Below are 26,145 nucleotides of genomic sequence, written 5' to 3'. Positions count from 1 at the left end.
TATGAAAGCAATTCAAAAAATACAAAATATTTTACTACTAGTTGTAATTCTAGTCGCTTGTAATGCATGTACCGAACCCTATGCTCTTCAATCTAGTAATTACCAAAATTATTTAGTTGTAGAAGCTACGCTAACAAATGGTTTAAAAAAACAAGAAGTAAAATTAACAAGAACCTACCGCTTAGAAGAAAGAGAACCTACCGCAGAACAAAATGCTACCGTTAAAGTTTTTGGTGATGACGGCTCGGTTTTTTTATTTGAAGAAGAAAATGAAAAATATGTTTCAGTTGATGAATTTGAACCATTACCAAATGTAGCATACCGACTAGAAATAGAAACAGAAAACGGAAAGAGATATATTTCTACAGAACAAATTCTACCATCAATTTCTGAACTCGAATCAGTTGTTGCTATAAGAAAAACAAACGATTTAGGAACAGATGGTGTCGAAATTCAAGCCAATAGTTTTGATCCAACTAATTCATCTAAGTTTTACCGATTTACATTTGAAGAAACCTATAAAGTAATTGTGCCGTATTGGTCTCCAAACAAATTAACTTTTAATCCTGATAACTCAATAACTATATCACTTAGAGACAATCCTGAAACTAGAACATGCTATTCAAATGACAAATCTAGAACGATTATTTTAGAAAACACAATTAACTTTCAGGAAGATCGAATTTTAAATTTTCCTGTACATTTTATACCTCAATCCGATTATAAAATAGCAAACAGATATAGTATATTAGTATCCCAATACATTCACAATGCAACTTCATTTGAATTTTATAAGATCTTAAAAAGTATATCAGAAGAAGGAAGTAATTTGTCACAAGTACAACCTGGTTTAATTCCTAGTAATGTTACCTGCATAGAACAACCAAATGAAATCGTGGTTGGGTTATTTGATATCGCCACAGTTTCATCAGTAAGGATTTTCTTCGACTATGAAGACGTTTTTCCTGGAGAATTATCTCCTGAATATCCATATACGTGCGAAATTACAGAATTCGACAGCTCCTGCTTTGGAATAACTTGTCCTGCAAGCGGTTTTAATGCTTTGAAAAATGCTTATCAAACAGGTAAATTAATATTTTATCAAAATAATGGTCCTTATTACAAAATGGTAAAACCAGTCTGCGGTGATTGCAACTCTTTTTCTTCTAATATAATACCTTCTTTTTGGCAATGAAAAAATATATAATTTTATTAGTAATCATTTATTTTGGGTTTACCCAAAAAAACAATGCTCAAGTACAACGTTATGAGAGCGAAGCCATTTTTCTACACACTAATGAAACTACTTTTGTGACTGGAGAAACTCTTCTCTTTAAAATCTACTGTTTGAATGCAAATTCTAAAGAATTAAGTACAATTAGCAAAATTGCATATATAGAAATTAAAGACCCTAATGGTAAAACTCTTTCTCGTAATAAAATTACATTAAACAATGGAATTGGCGCAAATGAAATTTTCATTAACACCACTTTTAACACTGGAAACTATAAATTAATTGCCTACACAAATTGGATGTTAAATAACTCCAATTCAAAATATTTTGAGACTAATATTGCAATTATAAATCCTTTCTTACCTTTTAAAAATAAAGAAAATAATAAACAAGATACTACTTTAGAAATAGTAAAAAGTGATGATGCAAATATAAAAAATGATGAAGTTACAATTAAACTTGTAAAAAATAACTTCTCAAAAAGGGAAAAAGTTTTGTTCGATGTCGTTTCAAATTCAGAAAAATTTACTAATGGAAATTATTCCATTTCTGTAAGAAGAATTGATGGCTTAACATTTGGAGACAATATCAGTAGTAAAGATTTTTTCAATAATCATTCAGACAAATTCATTTATTCAAACTCTATTAAACATTTACCTGAACTTAGAGGAGAATTATTATCTGGTAAATTAACCACAAACGACAGTTCAAAGACAACAAAAGACAAGCACCTTGGCTTATCGGCAATAGGCGAACCGTTTGATTTTAAAATTGTTAAAACAAATAATAATGGCGAATTTTACTTTATTTTAGACAAGGAACAAAAGAAATCAGATGTTGTACTTCAAGTCTTAGAAAACGAAATTAACGATTTTCAAATTACAATCGATCCACCTGCAAAAGTAGAAGTTAACACAACGTTCAAAAACAATTTAAACTTCTCAGAAACTTCTATAAAAGACGTTGAAGCAAGATTAGTTGCTTGCCAAATTGTAAACGCTTATAGTACTAAAGACAGTTTAGCAATAACATCAAAAAATTTCATTCCGTTTTACAACAACAACGCAACAGACTATATATTAGATGATTACAAGAGATTTTCAACCTTCAAAGAAACAATCATCGAAATTGTTCCAGCTGTTTTTTTTAAAGAGAATGAGGGAGATTATTCATTACATATACGAGATTATGTTACCGCTGGCGAATCGTTTGGTAGTGCATTAGTATTAGTAGACGGAATGTTACTACAAGATGTAAACGAACTTTTTAATTACAATACTAAAAATATTTATAAAATAAGTGTTGTAAATAAAGCCTATGCTTATGGTTCAAAAATATTTAGTGGTTTAATTTCAATTACAACATTTGATAGAGAATACAATCCAAAATCTAAAAATATTTTACCAATTCAAATTGAAAGAAGTAATTTAGACAAAGCCTATCATTCAACAAACTATGAAACCGAAAAAGATTTCTCACGCTTACCCGATTTCAGATATCAATTGGCTTGGAACACAATAGTAAGCTTATCAAAAAATACTACTCCATTTCATTTTTTCACTTCAGATATTGAAGGGAAATATGAAATTAGTTTAGAAGGATTTTCAGCAAAAGGAGAACCACTTTCAATAAAAGAATACTTCGAAGTAAACTAACACAAGGCTGATTTTAAATGAATTAAAAAATATTTTACAATTCTTTGTAACTTTTTTAAAACCACTTACGTATAACTACCAGAACTTTTAAAAAGTAAGGAGAAAAATTCAATGAGACAACTTAAAATCACCAAGCAGGTTACCAATCGTGAAACCGCTTCCTTAGACAAATACCTACAAGAAATTGGAAAAGTTGACCTTATTACTGCTGACGAAGAAGTAGAATTAGCACAAAAAATTAAAGCCGGAGATCAACGCGCTTTAGAAAAACTTACAAAAGCTAACTTACGTTTCGTAGTCTCTGTAGCAAAACAATATCAAAATCAAGGACTTACACTTCCTGATTTAATTAACGAAGGAAATTTAGGATTAATTAAAGCAGCTCAACGTTTTGATGAAACGCGTGGATTTAAATTCATTTCATACGCAGTATGGTGGATTCGTCAATCCATTCTTCAGGCTTTAGCAGAACAATCTCGTATCGTTCGTTTACCATTAAACAAAATTGGTTCTATCAATAAAATCAACAAAATGTATGCGTTGTTAGAGCAATCTAATGAGCGTCCGCCTTCTGCTGAAGAAATTGCAAAAGAATTAGACATGACAGTCAATGATGTAAAAGAGTCAATGAAAAACTCTGGCCGTCATTTATCTATGGATGCACCTCTTGTTGAAGGAGAAGATTCTAACTTATATGACGTTTTACGTTCAGGTGAATCTCCAAATCCAGATAGAGAATTAATTCATGAATCATTACAAACTGAAATCGAAAGAGCTTTAGAAACATTAACTCCAAGAGAGGCAGATGTAGTTCGTTTGTATTTTGGTTTAGGTGACCAACATCCTATGACTCTTGAAGAAATTGGAGAAACTTTCGACTTAACTCGTGAGCGTGTACGTCAAATTAAAGAAAAAGCGATTAGAAGATTAAAACATACTTCTAGAAGTAAAATTTTAAAAACGTATTTAGGATAACACTTCGACTACACTCAGTGTGACACTATAAAGATAACAACAGTCTAAGACTGTTCGTTTTTTGATTGATGATTGAAACTCCGGCTGATTACCGGAGTTTTTTTTATTAACACATTATTAACACATACCAATATTCAATTACAAAAAAGTAAACCTATAGTAAATAAACGATAACAAGTAAGCAGAATTAATCATCTAATATTGCGGTTTAAATACTAAACCAAAAAAAAATGAAAAAAATTGTATTATTTATAATACTTGCATTTGCATCAAACCAGATTGTCAATGCACAAAAAAACGGAATCATATCCGGTAAAATTACTGAGGCTGAAACTAACTTTTCACTACCTGGAGCAACAATAAAATTAGAAGGTATTAATAAATATACGTACTCTAATCAAAATGGTGAATTTGAATTTTTAAATATTCCTGAGGGGAATTACCAAGTTGAGATTACTTATATTGGTTATGAAAAACAAACCCAAGAAGTAAAAGTGGAAGCAGGCAAAAACACAAACATAAAATTTGTGTTAATTACGGCTTCAAATGAACTTGAAAATGTAGTTGTTATTGGAGACCGTCTAAGAGGGCAAGCAAAAGCTTTAAATAAACAAAAAAGCAATCAAAATATTACAAATGTTATTTCATCTGACCAAACTGGTCGTTTCCCAGACGCAAATATTGGAGATGCACTTAAAAGAGTTCAAGGAATCACCATGCAGAATGATCAAGGTGAAGCTAGAAATATAATCATAAGAGGTCTAGCTCCTAACTTAAACTCTGTTACCTTGAATGGAGATAGAATTCCATCTGCTGAAGGAGACAATAGAAATGTTCAAATGGATTTAATTCCAGCAGATATGATTTCAACAATTGAAGTAAATAAAACTTTAACTTCAGATATGGATGCAGATGCAATTGGTGGATCTGTAAATTTAATAACAAGAGCAACTCCAAATGGCGAAAGAATTTCTGCTACACTTGCGGGTGGTTATGGACCAATTCGTGAAAAAGGAAATTATACTGCAGGTTTTGTATATGGAAATAGATATTTGGAAAACAAATTAGGAGTTGTATTTAGTGCTTCATACTTTAATAATATTTTTGGATCTGACAATGTAGAAGCTGTATGGGTTAAAGATGATTTTGATAACGTGTATATCGAAGAATATGATGTTAGAAAATATGATGTACAAAGAGTTAGAAATTCATTTGCATTTGCAACAGATTACAAGTTTAACAATAACAATAGCATTTATTTTAATGCAATGTACAACATAAGAGATGACAGAGAAAATCGTTATCGTGCAAGATACAGAGGCATAGATCCAATTTATGATGTAAATGATAACATTATTGGGTTTGAGGGAGACGTAAGAAGACAAACAAAAGGAGGTATAGATAACAAAAAAAATAAAAACGCGCGTTTAGAAAGACAAAAAGTTCAAAACTATTCTATTGGAGGTGAACATTTATTAAGTCCTAAATTAGCTATGGATTGGTCTGTAAACTATGCAGAAGCTAGTGAAGATAGACCAAATGAACGTTATATCGAGTTTCAAAATAAGGGTCTAGATTTTGATATGAATTTAAACAATACAAGATTCCCATTAATAACTGGAATTGGAGATAATTTAGCCGAAGATTTTGAATTTAGAACATTATCTGAAAACAAAAACTATACTGAAGAAAGTGAATTAGGTGCTAAAATTAATTTTAGAGTTCCTTTTTCAATTATTGAAAATCAAAAAGGTAGAATTCGCTTTGGAGCAAGATTAAGAATAAAAGATAAATTTAGAAACAATAATTTTTTCGAATATGAACCAATTGTAGATTTTGGAAATCTTAACACGCTTCAAACCACCTCATATGGTGGAGAAAATTGGCAAGCTGGTTCACAATATATCCCTGGAACTTTTGTAAGCAATTCATTTTTAGGAAATTTAGACCTTAATAACTCAGTAATATTCAACAAACAAGATATTCCTTCTGAATATTTAGGATTAAATTACAAAGCAAAAGAAAATATTTATGCAGGATATATAAGATATGATCAGGATTTCAATGATAAACTTTCTATGATTGCCGGTTTGAGATTAGAAAACACTTTCATTGATTATACAGCAAATTATATTGAAAACGAAGAAGACTTGGTAGGAGAAATTAACAATACTAACTCTTATACAAATGTTTTACCTAGTTTAGCTTTTAAATATAATAATGAAAAAGATTGGGTATATAGAGCTGCATTTACAACATCTATTGCAAGACCAAATTACTATGCCTTATCTCCATTTTTAAGTGTTATACCTGATGATGATTCTGCAATTGACGCAGGTAATCCAAACTTAAAAGCTACTTACGCATACAATTTTGATTTAATGTTAGAAAAATATTACAAATCTGTTGGTTTATTATCAGGAGGTGTATTTTATAAAAAAATGAATGATTTTATTTATACTTATCGCGATAATCAATATACAAATGCAAAATTTACACAAGACTTCCCTAACTTAGTGAATCCAATACCTACAATCAATCCAGGAAATTGGTCTTTAACACAACAAAGAAATGGAGAAAAAGTTAGTGTATATGGATTTGAAGTTGCAGTACAAAGACAATTAGATTTTATTCCTGGAAAATTCTTTAAAGGATTAGGAATCTACTTAAACTATACTTACACAGATTCTAAAGCAGAAGGTATTACAAATGCAGATGGAGATGAAAGAAAAGATGTAACTTTACCAGGAACAGCGCCTCACATGTTTAATAGTTCTCTTTCGTGGGAAAACAAAAAATTCTCTGCTCGTATCTCATTAAATTATACTGCAGACTATTTAGATGAACTTGGTGGCGATTCTTTCGATGATAGATTTTATGACAAACAAACCTTTGTTGATGCTAATGCTTCCTATAAATTTACAAAACAATTAAGAATTTTTGCTGAAGCTAATAATCTTACAAATCAGCCTTTACGCTACTATCAAGGGGTTTCTGCTAGAACAATGCAAATGGAATATTATCAAGCAAGATTTAATCTAGGATTAAAATTTGACTTTTAATTTAACGTTAATTTTTAATAAATTCGGCAAACTTTTAAGCTTGCCGAATTTATATTTATATAGAAAAATAATTTACGATTATGAAACATTATATATACCTTTTTGTACTATTACTTAGTATACAAATTACAAATGCACAAAAAGAAGGACAGAAAACATTAAAGAATAGTGAAAACTTTATTGTAATAGGAGATTTTGGAAGATTTGGAGAATACAATCAAAAAGAAGTTGCAAATCAAATGGCTAAAACAGCTGTTGAAATAGATTTAGACTTTGTAGTTTCAGTTGGAGATAATTTCTATCCATATGGTGTTCAGAGCACTCAAGATCCTCATTTTGAAAAATCATTTGAGAATGTATATCATCATTTTGATTTGCAATGTGATTGGTATTTAGGATTAGGAAATCATGATTATTCAGGAAATATACAAGCACAAATAGACTATTCTAATATTAGTAGAAGATGGCATATGCCAAGTCAATATTTTGAACAAATAATTGAATTAAAAGGAGGAAAAAAACTTCAGTTAATTTTTATTGATACAAATCCTTTTATAAAAAGTTACTATGAAAATAATGATGAAAAAGGACGTAACGTAAAAAAACAAGACACTATTGCTCAAAAAAAGTGGCTGATCGAAACTTTAAACAAAAAAGACGCTTCTATTAATTGGAAAATAGTTGTAGGACATCATCCGATGTATTCTGGAGGAAAAAGACTAAAAAGCCAAGATACTAAAGATATAGAAAACTTATTGACACCTATATTTAACGAATATAAAGTAGATGCCTATTTGTGTGGTCACGAACATGATTTACAAATTATTAAATCAAAAAATTGCTATACCACTCAATTTCTATCTGGAGCAGGAAGCGAAGTAAGACCAACAGGAAATAGAGAAGGTACAATCTATGCTATTTCACTTCCAGGATTTATGACTTTTTCTGTAAATACAGAAAAAATGTTAGTTCATCTAATTAATGAATCAGGAACTGTATTATATACACATGAAATTAATAAAAAATAATGAATAAATTAAAATTAGCACTGTTTTCATTTGTCATTCTAATTGGATGCAAAGACCAATTAGCTCCCATAGCTAAAAACGCCCTACAACCTAAAATTATTACTGAGAACACACCTCATGATACTGATGATCCAGCCATTTGGATTCACCCAACTAATCCTTCAAGCAGCTTAATAATTGGAACTGATAAAGACTCTGATGGTGGTCTTTATTTATATGATTTAAATGGTAAAATTATAAAGAAATCAATTCCATTAAAAAGACCAAACAATGTAGATGTTGCTTATAAATTAAAAGTAGGTAAAACAACTTTAGATATAGCAGTAACTACTGAAAGAGAAACAAATAAAATCAGAGTGTTTTCTTTACCAAATTTAGAACCAATTGATAATGGAGGGATTGAAGTATTTGAAGGAGAAACCGAAAGAGACCCTATGGGAATTGCACTTTACACAAGACCTTCAGACGGTGAAATTTTTGTAATAGTAGGAAGAAAAAATGGCCCATCTGGAAGTTATTTGTGGCAATACCAATTAGAATCTAAAAATGGAATGGTACAAGCAAAAATCATAAGAAAATTTGGAAATTATAGTGGTAAAAAAGAAATAGAAGCAATAGCCGTTGATAATGAATTAGGCTATGTATATTATTCAGACGAGCAAACAGGAATTCGAAAGTATATAGCAGATCCTACAAAGAATGACAATAATGAAATAACAATTTTTGGACAAAATGATTTCAAATCCGACAATGAAGGAATAGCTATTTATAAAAAGACTGAAACTACTGGATATATTTTAGTTTCCAACCAACAAGCTAATACTTTTATAGTATATACTAGAGAAGAAAATTCTAACAAAAAAAACAAGCATACTAAAATTGCAGAAATACCAACATCAACAATTGAATGCGATGGAGCCGATGCAACATCCATAAATCTTAATAAAGATTTTTCAAAGGGAATGTTAGTTGCTATGAGCAATGGAATGACCTTTCATTATTACGATTGGAACTTAATCCAAAAAGAAATAGATAAACAAATAGAATAATTTAGATAAATATTTAGAATTTAACCTCGGCTAATTAGCCGAGGTTTTGTTTTTTAGCTTTAGCCAAAACTTTTAAACTCATAATCTTTTAAACTAAAAACTAAAAACTATCTTTGCACACAACAACACACACTTAAAGATTTTATGAAAAATACATTTATCGCTCCTTCAGTTTTGGCAGCTGATTTTGCTAATTTACAACGCGACATCGAAATGATTAATGCTAGTGAAGCGGATTGGTTTCACATTGATGTAATGGACGGTCATTTTGTTCCTAATATATCATATGGAATGCCTGTAATTCAGGCTATAAAAAAGCATGCCACTAAACCATTAGATGTTCATTTAATGATAGAAAAACCAGAGAGATACATTGAAGAATTTGCGAAAATTGGCGCTGATATTATAACTGTACATTATGAATCAACAGTTCATCTTCATAGAACATTAAGACAAATAAAGGCTGCAGGATGTAAAGCTGGCGTTGTTTTAAACTTAACCACACCCGTTTCTGTTTTGGAAGATATTTTACCAGAATGCTACATGGTGCTTATTATGTCTATAAATCCTGGTTTTGGAGGTCAAAAATTTGAAGAAATTACTTATCAAAAAGTAAAAAAACTTAAAAAAATGATTACAGAGCAAGGTTTAGAAACTCTAATTGAAATTGACGGTGGCGTAACCAATAAAAACGCAAAACAATTAGTTGAAGCTGGTGCAGATGTTTTAGTAGCTGGAAGTTACGTATTTGGAGCAGAAAATCCGATAGCAACTATTGCTGATTTGAAATTAATTACCAAGTAAAATAGAAAAAAATAAAAGTGTGATTTTGTACAAGTACAAAATCACACTTTTTAATTATATAATATTTAAAAAAATAATCTTAATATTTATCAATTTCTTTAAAAGAATTATTGATTTTCATAAAACTAATTGGCAATATGTAAGTAATCAAAAAAAGAATGATATAGAAAAATAAATTTTCAAATTGCATTAGTTCATAACAATCACAAATAGATAAAAACAAGACGATTGTAATTACAAAAAATAAAGAAATTAAAACAAACTTATACATTGTATTATTTTTTTGATTTATATTCTTTTTTAATGAATTTACCATCTACTTCATTTGTTTTTAATTTTGAAATTTCATTTTCAAAATTTTCATCTAAATTAGAACCATTTGATGCTTCAACGTAAGAAACCGACCAAGAAAACTCTATATTTCTAGTGTTATTTTCTATTTCTTTAACTACAAAACCATCTACAGAATAAGAATCAACATAAATTCCTTTTGTGAATCCCATAGCTGTAAGATTGATAATTAATTGCTCTGAATTTTTTACTAATTTCTTAAACTTATCGTCAAAAACTACTTTAATTTCGCCATTATTTAATTTCGATTTTCCTTTACAAGAAACTTCATTAGTTGTTGAAAAAACTGCAAAAGTTTCTATAGTTTCAGAATTAGTTTTAGTCCTTTTTATTAGTTCATCTGTTACAACAGCTTTTCCTTTTACAAATAGTCCGTAGTTTTTACCCATTGTTGTTAAACCAAATTTATTTGACATAAAAACACCTGACATATCTTTACCATAAGCTCCTATTCCAATGTTAGATATCGCAGCATTAGACAATCTTCCCAATCCTTCTGCTGTATCAACACCTGCGTTAACATCGAAAAAATAACCACCATAAGTTAATCCAGTACTTGTTTTATAACCTAAAGCACCAATTGCATTATTGTCTTGTGACCCCATTACTCCAGCGCTTCTATTTCCACTACCTGTTTGTCCATATACACCAACTTTGTATTCCCCTCCTTCTATTGCACTACCTAAAACACCATACCCCATTTGATTAGAACCATAACCAATACCATTTGTTGTAGATGTGTTAACAAAGAAACCACCACCAAAACCGCTATTATTATCTCCAACTGCAATAATAGCGTCTTCTGCATCATTAGCAGTTGTATTTGTATCAGTATCAACAAACAATCCGTTATCTAAATCTGAAGTAGTTGCAATAGTCGTTTTAACATTAGCATAACCTGTTGTGTTAATTCCTATATTTCCGTTAGAATTAACAGTCATTCTATTTAAATTATTTGTTCTAATAATAAACCCAACATTATCAGTAGTTCCTATAAAATTAGTTGCAGTACTTGTTCCTGCATTTCCTGTAACTGACCAATCATTAGTAATTATTGGCGCATTTGTCCAAGTAACATTTCCTGCCCCATCAGTTACCATTATTTGTCCAGCTGCACCTCTAGAAGATGGCATTAAATAATTATTAGTAGTTGTAGTTCCAATAGAAACCGAGCCTAAAAAGTAACCTGCATAAGAACCAGCTTTTGTAGCAGACGACCAAATACCGTAATGAGTACCACCTACTGTAGACGGAATAAAAGAAGTAAATCCGTATTTATCTCCAGTACCAGTTACAGGTGAATTTGTGTAATCCGCATAATAACCAAACCTATTACCATTACCAGATGCTAAGAAATTAGTATAACTACCATAAGCCGCACCAGAAAAATTATCAATAGAACCTGAACCTATTCTATTTCTTTCTGCCATTACAGTATAAGATGTACCCGCACTTGCTAATCCTTCCATAATGTTGTCAACACCGTAAATTCCTGCAGGAGTTCCACCAGAATAATTAACTAAACGTATTTGATTTACAATTCCAAAATGACCTGATTGAGTTAATGAACCTCCAAGTGCTGCTGAACCAATTGTTGATGTTCCTGAACCTCTAGCAAAAGTTTGATTTAGAAAACCCACATTAGGCTGTGTACTTCCGTTCATTGTAGTTGGTGGTTGTACAAAATTACTAATACCTATTTGTTTACCTGCACTTCTACCAACAAGCTGTGAATGAATACCATACATATTACTGGTGGAAGCTGCATTAGTAGTGCTAAATTCATTTCGTATACCAAAAACACCACCTGTATTGGTAGCCGCAGATGCAACTGAAATGACATTATTTATTGCCGACATATGATCTGTACCTGCAACATTACCTATTTGAATAAACATTTCGTTTAAAAACCCTGTGTGTCTTGTACTACTAGCCACAGTAGGTGTATAAGTAGAATTATAAATACCATAAGATCTTGCTGCTCCTGTTGATGGTAATACAGTATTATAAATACCAAATCTAAAACCGGTTTGGCTAGCTACTGATGAATTATTTTGAATATATGCCCCATAAGTATTGTTTGTACTTAAACTTGGTGTACCTTCATAATTTATTCTTAATCCAAATGTAGATGCATCTGTATTTGGAACTAAAATATGTAACTTTGCATTATTATTAGTGTAGTTTCCGCCTAATTGCATATTTCCATTTAATTGAGAAACCATTAAACGATTAATATTATTTGTTCTTAAAAAGAAATCTTGCGCATCTGTTGTACCAAGGAAATTTGTTCCTGGCGCAGCCCACGTACCTGGTGAGGTTGCTGTATTACCAACTAAATCCCAACTCATTGAAGTGCTACTTCCAAGAGTTTCCCAGAAGGTTCCATTCCAAAAATAATAACCTGGAATAACATCTGCAACCGTAGCAGTATTATAAACTAATTCTGATTCTTCTAACGAAATAACTGTTGTATTGTCTGCGGTAGAAGTTAATGCCACTCTTGGAATTAACAAACCATTATTTGCACTTGTTACATCTAAAGCTGCTTTTGGATCAGTGTTTCCAATACCTACTTGCGCATTTGTAACACCAATAGTAAGCAATAATAAAATTAATATTTTTTTCATTGTGTTAAAGATTTTGAATAACACAAAATTAACTATAATGTAACATGGTTAAGAAAAACAATATACTAAAAACATACTTTAGTTACAAAAAAATATACTATTTTTATACTCGAATTAAAATAAATACAATGAAAAAATATTACATTTTATTGATTTTATGTGTTTTACATGTTTTTATTTACAAAAGCAGTATTTATGCTCAGTCGATTTCAAAAAACAAAACTGAATTGTTGAGAAAATTAGAGTCAACAAAAGATAGTAATGAAAAAAAAGCTATTATTAAAGAAATAGAATCTATAAAAAAAGAACTTGGTGATTCATTAATTGCAGAATTTGAATTTTTTAAATTAAAAAACTATTACTACAGTTCTGAATATGAAGCTGCTTTAAGACATATTGATATAGTTAATAATTTATTTATTAAAAGTGATTTAAACAACAGATTAAATGAAGTAAGTATTTTCGAATCATTAATTAATTTTAAAATTGGAAAAAGAGAGGAAGCCTTACAAATACTTCTCAAAATAGATGAAAAAAAACTAAATGATAAATCATTCTATTGGGCTAATCTTGGCGCTATATATTATCATTTTAATGATATTAACAAGTCGTTATTCTATGCAAGAAAAGCTGAAAAAGAAGCAAAAAACAAATCAAATAAAAAAAGCCTTTTAACCTCATATAATTTAATCGCAGTAAACTATAGTTATAATAACGATTATAATAATGCTATAAAATACACCAAAAATGCTTTAGAAATAGCAACCGAAATCGAGGATCATTTAAGCGAAATTCTTTGTTTAAATAATTTAGGCACATATTACAGTGATTTAAAAGATTTTAAACAAGCACAAAAATATCTTCTTAAGGCTCAGCCATTAATAAAAAATTCCAAAAATAAATTCATAAATGAAAGAAACAAACATTTATTAGCCGACACTTACTTTAACCTTGGAAATTTAAACAAAGCAATTACACTTAACAACGAAGTAATTACAAACTCTGAGGATTCAAAAAACAAAGATGGAGTGGCTTCTGCTTACTTATTAAGAGGAGCAATTTTTGAAAAGCAAGGAAAATTTGAAGAAGCAAAAAAAAATTATCTAAAAGCAAGAGAAATTGCCAATGAAGTAAACAGAACAGCTTTAGAATCTAGTGCTTATTTTAAATTATCCAATTTACATAACAAAAGTAATGATTACAAAACTTCTCTAGAATATTACAAAAAACACGTTAGCGTCGAAAAAAAAATTGATAGTTTGAAATTGAATGAGGAATTAAAACTATTAGAAATAAAAAATAATATTTCTAAATACGAACAAGAACTACAACTTAAAAATCAAGAAATTGAATTACTCAATTTAAAAAATATAAAAAGTTATTTTCAAATTGGAACACTGACAGCAATAGCAATTGGGTTGTTATTCTTTGGATACCGACAACGCAAATTAAATACAATTCAGAAAAAAAATGCCGCATTTGAAAACGAAATTAACTTATTAAAACAAAAAAGCCTTGAAAATAAAGTTGATTTTTCTGGAAATCAAATTGTAGAATTTGCTATTCAAATTCAAGATCAAAATAAAATTCTTTTTAATTTAAAAACAAAACTTTCTGCTTTATTAAAAAATTTGAAAAAAACCGAAAATACAGACGAAATTAAAAATTTATTATTTGATATTAACACCTCAATAGAGCATAATAACGAAAAAATTAAGTTAAATACCGAAATTGATAATGCTACAAATGAATTTTTATTTAAATTAAAAAATAAATTTCCAGCCCTAAACCAAAAAGAAATCCAAATTGTTACTTACTTAAAGTTAAATTATAAAACAAAAGAAATTGGCTCATTATTATCTGTTAACGATCAAACCATAAACAACTATAGAGCGTCAATCAGAAAAAAATTAAATATTTCCAAAGAAGAAAATATTTCAAATTTCTTACAAAATATATAAAAGAAGCTTAAAGCTTCTTTTATATATCTCAAAATATTAAAAAATAAGTTACTGCTTAACTATTTTAACATTGGTAATTTCTGAATTATCTTTTTTAATTAATTTCGCAACATATACACCTTTAGCTAAATCTGCGATAGAGTATGTGTCTTGCCTAGTGAAAATTTTAACTTTTTGACCATGAATTGAATAAATCTCAATTCTATCAACATCATTACCATTTGCAACTTGGAAATAATCTCCTACTGGATTTGGAAACAATTTTATTTGTGGTAAATCAAAATCTTCGTTTGATAACGGAATTATATTTAGTATATCAAATGGAATATCCTGATTAACATTTGTTGCAGTTAAAGGCAAACCGTCATCAAACAAATTAAACCATAAATTTGTAACTGCATTATATTGCTTTGCATTCCATCCAGGTAACCCACGAATCTCACTAATTGTAACAGGAGGAAATAAAACATTAGAATTATTTAATGCATGCGCTTGAAATACTATCCAATATGTTCCTGCTGGTAAACTTGCAGATAAATTAGCTCTAACTCTCCAAATTTTTCTTGTAGTTGTTATTGGGTTAATAGTATTAGGAATAGTTGGATGTGATGCTCTATATAAAAATGCCTCACCACTATTTGCAGCATCATATATGTTGGTAGTTAAATCCCCTAAAACTACTGACGAAGTAGTTAGTTGAGGATCACCATTCCAAATTTGAATACGAAACCCATCAATTGGAGGCGTAGTACCAGTATAATTAGGCTGATAACAATAGAAATCGAAATCTGTAATAGTCCATGTTTGTCCAGAAGGTACAATAAAATCATCTATTAAACGTACATTAATAGAATTATCTGTACTAAAACCTCCATTATAACCTATAGAACCGTTTGCTTCTGTAGTACTTCCTGCATTAGCTTGACATTGACTCCAATTATAACCTGTGGGCGCAACTGTCCCGTCTGAAGCTATATTACCTGTGGATAAACCACCATTACTATACACAACTTGTCCAAATGAAGTTACATAATAAAAATGCAACACAACTAATAATAAGTAATTTTTTTTATTCATGATTATAAATTTTTCACAAATAAAGATATTAAAACACAATTTTTAAAAAATTATATATACTAAAAATATACTTTTAATTTAAAAATCAATATTGATCGATTAAGTATTTTATTAAATCGGTTGTGGTTATAATTCCTACTAACAATTCTCCTTCACATACAGGAAGTGCATGAAACTCTTTAGTAGCTAAAATTTGAGCCGCTTCTTTAATAGTGGTTTCAGGTGAAATCGAAACTATTTTTTTAGCCATTACTTGTTCTACGGTAAACATATTATAAACTGTTGTATCCACAACATCTTCGTCGTCATCAATAGCGTCTGCAAACGAAATTCGCAACAAATCGGTATAACTTAACATTCCAACAATTTTATTACTGTAAACCACAGGAATGTGTCTAATGTGGTACTTTTTAAACAAGCTTTCCGCCTTTGTTAAATCATCTGATAAGTTCAACTTCACTACGTTTTTTGTCATGATAGTTGATACGGGCACTTTTTGTTTCATGATACCGAAATTTTAATGACATAAAGTTAGTCAAAATATTGGCACGAAAACATGATAGATATCAGTATTTTAAACTATAGTTGAAATAAAATACTTTTCATTATAGTTAATCATATGCTTGACTTTCAAGAATATAGAAGGAAATTTCGTTTTAAATTCCTGTGGAGATTCAAAAAAGTATTCCAATAAAACAGCAACAAATTCAAATTGATTTTCGTAAGCATAATCACGTAAAAATCCAGACTCAATTAGACGTAGCTTTACTTCTGGCTTTGAAACCACGCGAAATAAATTTTTAAGAGATTCGTTAAACAAAACAAAAGTTGCTTTATCACTTTTTAATGCATAAATATGAAAAGCATGGGTAAATTCATGTAACCCTAAATTCAAATTATCATTTGTAATGTCAATTCCTTCTTTAAAATGTTTCCAAGAAAAAACAACGCTTTCCATCCTTGGATTAAACTCTCCTTTGTGGTAATTATCATTTTGAGATGAATAATAAATATCCGGATAAACAACAATTCGTTTGAACAATGGATTTAAATATTCACGCATTCCAAAAGTTAACATTACGTATGTTGCCGATATAGTTACTTTCATTTCTTCGGTAATTTCTATATCTCTACCTTCAAAATTATAATGCAAAATTAACTTAGCAACTCTATGTTCGAAATATCTTTTATACTTAGGTTTTAATCGATTGTAAAAATGAAAATTTGTTGTTAAGATATGCTTTCGAGAATCATTTAACTTTAAAAAATTCACATTAGCAAATACCACTAAAGGTTTTTTATAATTACGTAGATAAACGATTTCTGTTACGTAAAAAGCAAAGGTAAAAAATATAGCTGCAAATGGAGCCACAACAACAAACATAGCAATGTAATCAGCTAAAAATAATTCGTATTCTATTGGTTGTGGATTCATTTATTTGGGACTATTTTACAAATAACGTAAAAATAATGTGTTTTAAAAAAATAAACACCAAGAAATCTTGACGTTTATTTGTGACCTCGGCAGGGTTCGAACCTGCAACCCTCAGAGCCGAAATCTGATATTCTATCCAGTTGAACTACGAAGCCATTTTTTGAGTGAAAAGTGATGAGTGAAAAGTGATAAGCAAATTTGGACTTTTCACTTTTCACTCATCACTTTTCACTATTTTATTAAACTAATAATTTCTTTACAATTCCAGAAATTACTTTTCCTTCTGCTTGTCCTCCTATTTGAGCTGAAGCTAATCCCATAACTTTCCCCATAGAAGCAATACCTGAAGCACCTGTTTCAGCTATGATTTTAGCGATTACCACCTCTACTTCTTCTTCTGACAACTGAGCTGGTAAAAACTTCTCAATTACGGCGATTTGTGCCAATTCTGGTTCTGCTAAATCAGGACGGTTTTGTGTCGCGAAAATTTCAGCACTATCCTTACGCATTTTAACTAAACGTTGTAACATTTTAATTTCTTGATCTTCTGATAAACCATCTCCTGCACCAGCTTCTGTTTTTGCTAAAATAATTGCCGACTTAATAGCTCTTAACGCTTCTAAAGCTACACTATCTTTTGCCTTCATGGCTTCTTTCATGTGATCCATGATTTTTGCTTCTAAACTCATATTGTATTTTTTATTTATTGTAGTTGATTCATGTCCAAACCCTAGAAACAGGTTTTGCAAACATGGTGCAAAGGTAATAAAAAAACCCGAAAATTGCTCTTCGGGTTTCTTAGGGTAGGTTAGTTTGTTGTAGATTTAATCCACATTATCATGAAGGAATGAATTGTTTGAACGCAATTGGATATCGTCGTTACTATCAGTTCCTAAAGACATTCTAGATTGATTACTAGCAGTGTTTGGTGTAGATGTTACATCAAACCCCATTCTTTTATAGGCAGGAATTCTTTCAAACTCATCAATTTGCGAAGCGCTATTGTTGAATTTATGATTGAATTCTTTCATTTTTCTTTTACGTTCGTCGGCTCTAAGTTTTAATGTATCTTCGATTGACATTTCTAAAGGCGACGTATTGTCTAATTGATGTGCATCTTCAAATTTTTGAACATTCGTTTTCATAGTGAAGTTTAACTCTTCATCAATTGGTTCCGCTACAATCTCGACTGGCTTAGAAGCTACTAATTCGTTTTCTTTTTCTAAATAATCTTCTAACGAATATTTGATAATTCCGTTTTGATTAACTTCAGTAACCGGAACAACGTTAATTGGATCTTTTACTTCCATGGCACGTGTTTCAGCAGATAAATCAAAAACAATAGAGCTTTCTTTTACTTCTTCTTTTGTTGCGAATAAATCCAAAGAAAAACTTACTTCTTCAGTTGCCACAACAAATTCTGGATCTTTTACTTCGATTTCTCTGATTTGAGGTGTAATGATTTCGAAAGTTGGCGCTACATTTGGGCTAACCACTTCAAAAGTTACATCGATATTCTTTAAAAACTCAGTTGTAGGAACTAAATCAATTGCCGCTACTGGTGTATGAATTTCGAAAACTGGCTCTTCTACTTCTTCTTCTAAAGTAAAAATCACTTTTTGTTCTACTACTTCGTCACAAATAGGATTGATGATATCCGATTTAATTTCTGTTTCTATTGGAGATTCAAAAATTGGCTCATTAACTGGAAGACTAGCTATTGTTTTATTCAACAATTCGTGAACAATTTTTTGTTCGTCTTCTAAAGAATGAATAATTTTCTTAGGCTCTGTATTAACGATTTCAGCTTGTTGCTCAATGTTAAAACCTGTTGCAATTACCGTTACCGAAATGGCTTCACCTAAAGCTTCTTCTTCACCAACACCCATAATGATGTTTGCGTTGTAACCTGCTTCAGATTGAATAAAATCATTGATTTCTCCGATTTCATCGATTGTAATTTCGTTAGCTTCATCAGTTCCAGAAACGATTAACAACAATACGTTTTTAGCACCTGTGATTTTATTATCATTTAATAATGGAGAATCTAATGCACTTGAAATCGCTTGTTTTGCTCTATCTGAACCGGCTGCTGTTGCAGAACCCATAATTGCTGTTCCGCTGTTTGATAACACGGTTTTAGCATCTTTAAGGTCGATATTTTGAGTATAGTGGTGTGTAATTACTTCAGCAATTCCTCTTGACGCAGTAGCTAACACTTCGTCAGCCTTAGAGAAACCTGCTTTGAAACCTAAGTTTCCGTATACTTCACGTAATTTATTATTATTGATAACAACTAAAGAATCTACTTGTTTACGTAAACGTTCTACTCCGGCTAACGCTTGCTCAGAGCGAACTTTTCCTTCAAATTGAAAAGGAATCGTAACAATACCAACTGTTAAAATATCGCGCTCTTTTGCTAATTGCGCAATTACAGGAGCTGCACCCGTTCCAGTTCCTCCACCCATTCCTGCGGTGATGAAAACCATTTTGGTGTTGCTGTCCAACATTTTTTCAATTTCGGCGATACTTTCTATTGCAGATTGTTGACCTACTTCAGGATTTGCTCCAGCACCTAATCCTTCGGTAAGGTTAACACCTAACTGAATCTTATTTGGTACTGGACTATTTTGCAATGCCTGAGAATCAGTATTACAAACTATAAAATCAACACCTTTAATGCCTTGCTTAAACATGTGGTTTATGGCATTACTACCTCCACCTCCAACGCCAATTACTTTAATTACGTTAGATTGGTTTTTAGGTAAATCGAATGAAATGTTTCCAAATTCTGACATAGTATCTCCTTTTATTCTGCGTTATCTAAAAATTCTTTAATCTTATCTATATACTTATCAAAAAACGAACGTTTGATTCTATCATCCGTTGTTTCTTGTCCAGTAGATTGAGTTGCTATTGCCTCCTCTTTTTCTTCCTCAATAATTGGTTCTTCAACCACAACTTGAGGACGAGCCACCACTACTGGCTCTTCCTTTTTCATTTCCACAAATGGTGTAGCACTTTTTGTATTGTTTCTAATACTGTTCATTACTAAACCAACTGCAGTAGCATATAATGGACTTGACAATTCCTCGTCTGAATCTCCTGCTAAATGCTCGTTTGGATAACCAATTCTAGTATCCATACCTGTAATGTATTCTACCAGTTGTTTGATGTGTTGCAATTGCGCTCCACCTCCCGTTAATACAATACCAGCAATAAGTTTTTTCTTAGGATCTTCGTGTCCGTATAATTTAATTTCGGCATATACTTGCTCAATAATTTCTACCACTCTTGCGTGAATAATTTTTGACAAGTTTTTTAACGAAATTTCTTTTGGCTCTCTACCTCTTAATCCTGGAATAGAAACAATTTCATTGTCTTTATTTTCTCCTGGCCAAGCTGAACCAAAACGAGTTTTTAATAACTCTGCTTGTTTTTCAATAATCGAACATCCTTCTTTAATATCTTCCGTAATTACGTTTCCTCCAAAAGGAATAACAGCTGTATGACGAATGATCCCATCTTTAAAAATGGCTAAATCTGTTGTTCCACCACCTATATCTATCAAAGCAACTCCTGCTTCTTTTTCTTCCTGACTCAATACTGCATCAGCCGAAGCTAATGGTTCTAATGTTAATCCAGATAATTCTAATCCGGCACTTTTAATACATCTTCCTAAATTTCGAATCGAAGCCGCTTGCCCAACTACTACGTGAAAACTAGATTCTAATCTTCCACCGTACATTCCAATAGGCTCTTTAATTTCGGCTTGACCGTCGATTTTAAATTCTTGCGGTAACACGTGAATAATTTCTTCACCTGGTAACATCGCTAATTTATGAACCTGACCAATCAATGCATCGATATCGGCATCTCCAATTACTTCTTCTGCATTTGGACGACTGATGTAATCGCTATGTTGAATACTTCTAATGTGTTGCCCAGCAATACCTACAACAACATCATTAATTTTATAACCTGAATCATTTTCTGCATCAGCAACTGCTTGCTGAATGGATTGTATGGTTTGTGTAATATTATTTACAACACCTCTATGAACACCCAAGCTTTTAGATTTTCCTACTCCAAGAATCTCTAGCTTTCCGTATTCATTCTTCTTCCCTATCATTGCTACAATTTTAGTTGTACCAATGTCTAATCCTACTGCAATGTTGTCTTTGTTCATAACTCTAACTATTTCTTACAAACCACTTGTTGTGTAAACATAACGTTTACCTCTTTATAACTTTTAATCAATGTATCTTTTATAGCATGATGAAAAAATGCCTTGTAATTCTTTAGCTTTTTTTCCACATTTATTGGTTTCCCAAATGCTATTTTATAATCATAACTTCTGTTGGTTAACACCACATTTCCTGAAGCCATAACCTGTACGCCAGTAATATTTTTACTTAAGAAATCATCTTTTTTGATTTCGTTAAATAAGAACAAAAACGGCTTGCAATTTTCTTCACTTATTTCGCCAGTAACTAGCGGAACTCGTGCTGAAAAATTCTCCGACAACGACATCCTACTTCCTTTCGAATCAAGGTAATAGGTTTCATTATCAGTAATAACTCTTACGATTGGGGTCTTTTGAGTAATACGCGTATTTAGAAATCCGTCTACTGTTGAAAAAACTTGTGCTTTTTCAATCATCTCGTGATCATCGAGAACAGTTTCTAAAGTATTCAAATCTACTTTATCTTTTTGTATTCTTGAAGCACCTCCTAAATTTTGTATTAACAAGTTATTAACCATTTCATGTGTTAAAAACATATTTTCATTTGACTCGAATTTGATGTCTATCTTACTGATTTTACGCTCACTATTCCGCTTTGAAGAAAAAGAATAAAGGAAAATCATTGTAAAAATGATTAACACCAAGCGAATAGTATGCCAATTAATTCTTTTCATTAAGCACTTTTTTTAGATCTTTTACAAGCTCACCAATGTCGCCTGCACCAATAGTTATGAACACATCAGCATCGGAATTTTCAAAAGCCAAAAACAACTCGTCTTTGGTTACTAATTTCTTATTTGGATTAATAATTTTATTTAACAACCAAGTCGAATTTACACCTTCCATTGGCAACTCGCGAGCGGGATAAATTTCCAACAGTAAAACCTCATCGAATTGACTTAAACTTTCTGCAAAACCATCTACAAAATCTTTCGTTCTACTAAACAAATGTGGTTGAAAAGCTGCAATGATTTTTTTTTCCGGATACAATTCACGAACGGCTTGATGCACCGCGTTAATTTCCGTTGGATGATGTGCGTAATCATCAATATAAACTAATTTTTCTTCTCTAATTTGAAAAGAGAAACGTCTTCTTACGCCTTTAAAACTTGCTAATGCTGCACTAATTTTCTCATTAGAAACACCATAAGATTTCGCCATCGCAAAAGCTAATAATGCGTTTGTCAAATTATGATGACCTGGCAAACCAAATTTCACATTCTGAACCACTTCGGTTGGAGTTTTCACATCGAACACATAAAAACCGTTTTCAATTCGGATATTTTGGGCAGAAAAATCAGCATTGTTATTAACTCCGATAGTATTTCCTTCTAATGGTAATCCTTTAATTACGTATAAATTTTCGCTTGATGTTTTGGCCGCGAATTCTCTGAATGATTCTTCAATACTGGCTGCATCACCATAAATATCTAAATGGTCGGCATCCATTGACGTTACGCAAGAAACATTAGGATGCAAATGCAAAAACGATCGATCAAATTCATCTGCTTCAACAACGGTAACCGTTTTTCCTGAACCGATTAAGTTGGAATTATAATTCTCCACAATTCCGCCTAAAAAAGCAGTTACATCTACTCCGCTTTCATATAAAACGTGGCCTAAAATACTTGATGTTGTTGTTTTCCCATGTGTGCCAGCAATAGCAAAACAGTAGGTGTCTTTTGTTATGATTCCTAAAACTTCAGCACGCTTTTTAATTGTAAATCCTCTTTCGATGAAATAATTCCATTCCGAATGCGAAACTGGAATGGCTGGCGTTACGATTACTAATGTATTTTCAACATAGAAATCAGTTGGAATTAAGCTGATGTTATCTTCAAAATGAATTTCTAAACCGATAGCTTGCAATTCATCTGTTAACTGCGTTGGCGTTTTGTCATAACCCATTACTTTTTTTCCAATGTATTGAAAATAGCGCGCCAAAGCACTCATTCCGATGCCTCCGATTCCGATGAAATAAACGTTATGTATTTGATTTAGATTCATTTTCAAATTCAATTTCAAGTTCAAAATTCAATTTCAAACTTTTATTATTTATTTTTTTATTGAGCTTGTTCTTGTAATTGAACTTGCTCTTGAAATATTATTTTATTAGCTTCACTATTTCTTCAACAATGTATTTTGTTGCGTTTGGTTTAGCTAATTTTTTTATGTTTTGACTTAATTCTGATTGTTTGCTTTCGTTTGAAATTAAATCAGAAAAAATCGTTTCAAATTGAGCTTCTAATTCTGATTCTTTAATTAAGATGGCTCCGTTTTTATCTGAAATTGCTTTTGCATTTTTCGTTTGATGATCTTCGGCAACGTTTGGTGACGGAATAAAAATCGTTGGTTTTCCTACAATACACAATTCCGAAACGGATGACGCTCCTGAACGCGAAATTACTACATCTGCAGCAGCGTAAACCAAATCCATTCTATCAATAAAAGCTACTACTTGAACGTTTTCTTTTTCATTATATTTTGAATAATCATTCAAATATAATTTTCCGCATTGCCAGATGATTTGAATGTTTTGACTTAATAAAAAATCCAATTCTTTTTCAATCAATTGGTTAATTCTTCTTGCACCTAAACTTCCGCCTAAAACCAAAAGTGTTTTTTTATTTGCATCTAATTTAAAATAAGCGATAGCTTCACTTTTACTTGCTTCATTAATCAAATCTTGACGCACTGGATTTCCAGTTAAAATCATTTTATCTTTTGGAAAAAATCGTTCCAAATTTTCGTAAGCCACACAAATTTTATTCGCTTTTTTAGCCAATAATTTATTCGTGATTCCAGGATACGAATTTTGCTCTTGAATCACTGTTGGAATACCCAACATCGAAGCCACTTTCAACACTGCTCCACTTGCAAAGCCTCCTGTTCCTATAACAACATTTGGTTTAAAACTTTTGATGATTTTGAATGAATTCCAGATACTTGAAAGCAGTTTGAATGGAAACATCGCATTATCTAAAGTCAGTTTGCGTTGAATTCCCGAAATCCATAATCCTTTGATGGCGTAACCTGCTTGAGGTACTTTTTGCATTTCCATTTTATCTTTGGCCCCTACAAAAAGAAACTCTGCTTCTGGAAAACGAGATTTTAATTCGTTAGCAATCGCAACGGCTGGATAAATATGCCCGCCTGTTCCGCCTCCGCTAATAATGAATCTTGGATTTTTCATTTTACACCCCTAAAGTCCCCTCGAGGGGACAATTATATGATTTTGTTTTTTATTTTTTATTTAAAACTGCGTTCCTTGGATTTTGTCCGTTTACTAACACATCTCCGTTTTCATCTTCAATTAAAGATTCTCTAATCGAACTTTTAATATCGTTTATTTTTTGCTGATTTTCATCCGTTTCTTTCTCTTCATTCAAAGCTACTTGCGCATCGATAATTTGCTGTAAAGCTTCATCACGTTTGCGTTTTTCTTCTAAATCTAACGCCACTTCTTCTTCTTTCTTGGTAACACTTAAAATAATTCCGACAGCGATACACGTCATCCAAATCGAAGTTCCTCCACTACTTATTAAAGGCAAAGGCTGCCCTGTAACTGGCAATAATTCGACTGCAACTCCCATATTTACAAAAGCTTGGAATATAATAGGGAATCCGAGTCCGATGATTAATAATTTTCCGAATAAACTCGAAGCCTTTTGAGCATTGATGACAAATCGAATTAATAACAACAAATACAATCCGATAATAGTTAAAGCGCCAACTAATCCCCATTCTTCTACAATAATGGCGAAAATAAAATCGGAAGAAGATTGAGGTAAGAAATTTTTCTGAACACTTTTTCCAGCTCCTAATCCAATTACTCCACCAGAAGCGATGGCGATTTTTGCTTTTTCAATTTGGTAATCATCTTCATTTGGCGTGTCTTTGGTAAAACGTTCGATACGATTTTCCCAAGTATTCACACGGCTAAAAAACTTATTATCTGGAAAAGCTTTAGCTAATAATATAAACAGCAGCATGGCTGAAACTCCCATAGCTAAAACATATCCTAAATATTTTAAAGGATAATGTCCGATGAAAATTAGCATGCAAATCATTGCAAAAATTAAGGCTGTTGTTGAAAAGTTGGCAGGTAAAATCAGTACTAAAACGGCTCCAACAGGCATCCATAATTCTAAAAACGATTCCTTAAACGAATACACTTTATCACTAACCTTTGCCAAATAACGAGCCACATAAACCATTATAACAATAAATGCTAACGTAGATGTTTGAAAACTCACTCCTACAAACGGAATTTGAATCCAACGGCTAGCATTTGCACCACCAATTTCTGTTCCTTTCAATAATGTATAAACTAACAATAAGGCTACTAAAGGAATTCCGAAAATGGATAAGGCTTTGAAGTAATGATATGGCATTTTGTGAATCCAATATATGATTACAAAACCTAACAAAACATGAATAGCATGCTTAATTAAATGTCCGATTGTAGTTCCGTTTCCGATTACGTAAACTAAGTTGGTACTAGCGCTATATACTGGTAAAAAAGAAACCAAAGCCAATAGAAAAACTATGGCCCAAATGGTTTTATCTCCTCTTATTTTACCAATGATATCGAACATTATCTTTTATTTTTTTACTTTTCTTATGAATTTAATATGT

19 protein-coding genes and 1 tRNA gene are annotated in these 26,145 nt (G+C 31.2%); 8 read left to right on the top strand and 12 right to left on the bottom strand.

Annotated features, from left to right (window positions below):
- Nucleotide 1 precedes the first annotated feature (1 nt).
- From GFJ94_RS10365 to rpe, 7 genes are all read left to right on the top strand, one after another.
- Nucleotides 2-1,195, top strand: coding sequence for a DUF4249 domain-containing protein (locus tag GFJ94_RS10365; RefSeq protein WP_153201460.1), 1,194 nt, complete (start codon nt 2-4; stop codon nt 1,193-1,195).
- Nucleotides 1,192-2,889, top strand: a complete 1,698-nt coding sequence (locus tag GFJ94_RS10360) for a hypothetical protein (protein ID WP_153201459.1) — start codon at nt 1,192-1,194, stop codon at nt 2,887-2,889. The genes GFJ94_RS10365 and GFJ94_RS10360 overlap by 4 nt, the downstream gene beginning before the upstream one ends.
- Before the next feature lie 111 nt (nt 2,890-3,000).
- Nucleotides 3,001-3,864, top strand: coding sequence for an RNA polymerase sigma factor RpoD/SigA (locus tag GFJ94_RS10355; protein ID WP_153201458.1), 864 nt, complete (start codon nt 3,001-3,003; stop codon nt 3,862-3,864).
- Between the two features lie 230 nt (nt 3,865-4,094).
- Nucleotides 4,095-6,926 carry a TonB-dependent receptor gene (locus GFJ94_RS10350; RefSeq protein WP_153201457.1) on the top strand — a complete coding sequence of 944 codons (2,832 nt, stop codon included), beginning with the start codon at nt 4,095-4,097 and terminating at the stop codon, nt 6,924-6,926.
- 80 nt (nt 6,927-7,006) lie between these two features.
- The gene (locus GFJ94_RS10345; protein WP_153201456.1) at nt 7,007-7,954 is read left to right on the top strand and encodes a metallophosphoesterase; all 948 of its coding nucleotides are present in this window, start codon (nt 7,007-7,009) and stop codon (nt 7,952-7,954) included.
- Nucleotides 7,954-9,003: a phytase gene (locus GFJ94_RS10340; RefSeq protein WP_153201455.1), complete on the top strand. Its 1,050-nt coding sequence runs from the start codon at nt 7,954-7,956 to the stop codon at nt 9,001-9,003. Before GFJ94_RS10345 ends, GFJ94_RS10340 begins: the two co-directional genes overlap by 1 nt.
- Nucleotides 9,004-9,147: 144 nt before the next feature.
- Complete coding sequence (rpe, locus tag GFJ94_RS10335) at nt 9,148-9,807, top strand: ribulose-phosphate 3-epimerase (protein ID WP_153201454.1); 660 nt, start codon at nt 9,148-9,150, stop codon at nt 9,805-9,807.
- Nucleotides 9,808-10,082: 275 nt separating this feature from the next.
- On the opposite strand, the gene GFJ94_RS10330 is transcribed toward rpe, so the two are convergent.
- Nucleotides 10,083-12,788, bottom strand: a complete 2,706-nt coding sequence (locus tag GFJ94_RS10330; RefSeq protein WP_153201453.1) for a hypothetical protein — start codon at nt 12,786-12,788, stop codon at nt 10,083-10,085.
- Nucleotides 12,789-12,916: 128 nt separating this feature from the next.
- Between GFJ94_RS10330 and GFJ94_RS10325 the strand changes: the two genes are divergently transcribed.
- Nucleotides 12,917-14,749, top strand: coding sequence for a tetratricopeptide repeat protein (locus GFJ94_RS10325; RefSeq protein ID WP_162523838.1), 1,833 nt, complete (start codon nt 12,917-12,919; stop codon nt 14,747-14,749).
- Between the two features lie 48 nt (nt 14,750-14,797).
- Here the strand turns inward: GFJ94_RS10325 and GFJ94_RS10320 are convergent, their stop codons facing one another.
- From GFJ94_RS10320 to GFJ94_RS10270, 11 genes are all read right to left on the bottom strand, one after another.
- On the bottom strand, nt 14,798-15,826 hold the full coding sequence (locus GFJ94_RS10320) for a T9SS type A sorting domain-containing protein (RefSeq protein WP_153201451.1): 1,029 nt from the start codon (nt 15,824-15,826) through the stop codon (nt 14,798-14,800).
- A gap of 85 nt (nt 15,827-15,911) precedes the next feature.
- Nucleotides 15,912-16,331, bottom strand: a complete 420-nt coding sequence (locus tag GFJ94_RS10315; RefSeq protein ID WP_153201450.1) for a CBS domain-containing protein — start codon at nt 16,329-16,331, stop codon at nt 15,912-15,914.
- A gap of 69 nt (nt 16,332-16,400) precedes the next feature.
- On the bottom strand, nt 16,401-17,261 hold the full coding sequence (locus GFJ94_RS10310; RefSeq protein ID WP_153201449.1) for a zinc-dependent peptidase: 861 nt from the start codon (nt 17,259-17,261) through the stop codon (nt 16,401-16,403).
- Nucleotides 17,262-17,342: 81 nt separating this feature from the next.
- Nucleotides 17,343-17,416, bottom strand: a tRNA-Arg gene (locus GFJ94_RS10305).
- Nucleotides 17,417-17,500: 84 nt separating this feature from the next.
- Nucleotides 17,501-17,950, bottom strand: a complete 450-nt coding sequence (locus GFJ94_RS10300; RefSeq protein ID WP_153201448.1) for a GatB/YqeY domain-containing protein — start codon at nt 17,948-17,950, stop codon at nt 17,501-17,503.
- Between the two features lie 135 nt (nt 17,951-18,085).
- Nucleotides 18,086-20,059: a cell division protein FtsZ gene (gene ftsZ / locus GFJ94_RS10295; RefSeq protein WP_153201447.1), complete on the bottom strand. Its 1,974-nt coding sequence runs from the start codon at nt 20,057-20,059 to the stop codon at nt 18,086-18,088.
- 11 nt (nt 20,060-20,070) lie between these two features.
- On the bottom strand, nt 20,071-21,450 hold the full coding sequence (gene ftsA / locus GFJ94_RS10290; protein WP_153201446.1) for a cell division protein FtsA: 1,380 nt from the start codon (nt 21,448-21,450) through the stop codon (nt 20,071-20,073).
- An 8-nt stretch (nt 21,451-21,458) separates the two neighbouring features.
- Complete coding sequence (locus GFJ94_RS10285) at nt 21,459-22,181, bottom strand: cell division protein FtsQ/DivIB (RefSeq protein ID WP_153201445.1); 723 nt, start codon at nt 22,179-22,181, stop codon at nt 21,459-21,461.
- Entirely contained in the window at nt 22,168-23,514 is a 1,347-nt protein-coding gene (murC, locus tag GFJ94_RS10280) for a UDP-N-acetylmuramate--L-alanine ligase (RefSeq protein ID WP_153201444.1), read from the bottom strand. Before murC ends, GFJ94_RS10285 begins: the two co-directional genes overlap by 14 nt.
- A gap of 97 nt (nt 23,515-23,611) precedes the next feature.
- A complete protein-coding gene (gene murG, locus GFJ94_RS10275) occupies nt 23,612-24,700 on the bottom strand; it encodes an undecaprenyldiphospho-muramoylpentapeptide beta-N-acetylglucosaminyltransferase (protein ID WP_153201443.1) in 1,089 nt (362 codons plus the stop codon).
- 49 nt (nt 24,701-24,749) lie between these two features.
- Entirely contained in the window at nt 24,750-26,105 is a 1,356-nt protein-coding gene (locus GFJ94_RS10270) for an FtsW/RodA/SpoVE family cell cycle protein (RefSeq protein ID WP_153201442.1), read from the bottom strand.
- Nucleotides 26,106-26,145: the final 40 nt, after the last annotated feature.

The organism is Flavobacterium sp. LMO8 (assembly GCF_009495755.1).
Taxonomy (GTDB): domain Bacteria; phylum Bacteroidota; class Bacteroidia; order Flavobacteriales; family Flavobacteriaceae; genus Flavobacterium.
Note: the sequence above shows the minus strand (reverse complement) of the source record. Positions and strands in the feature narration are given on the sequence as shown.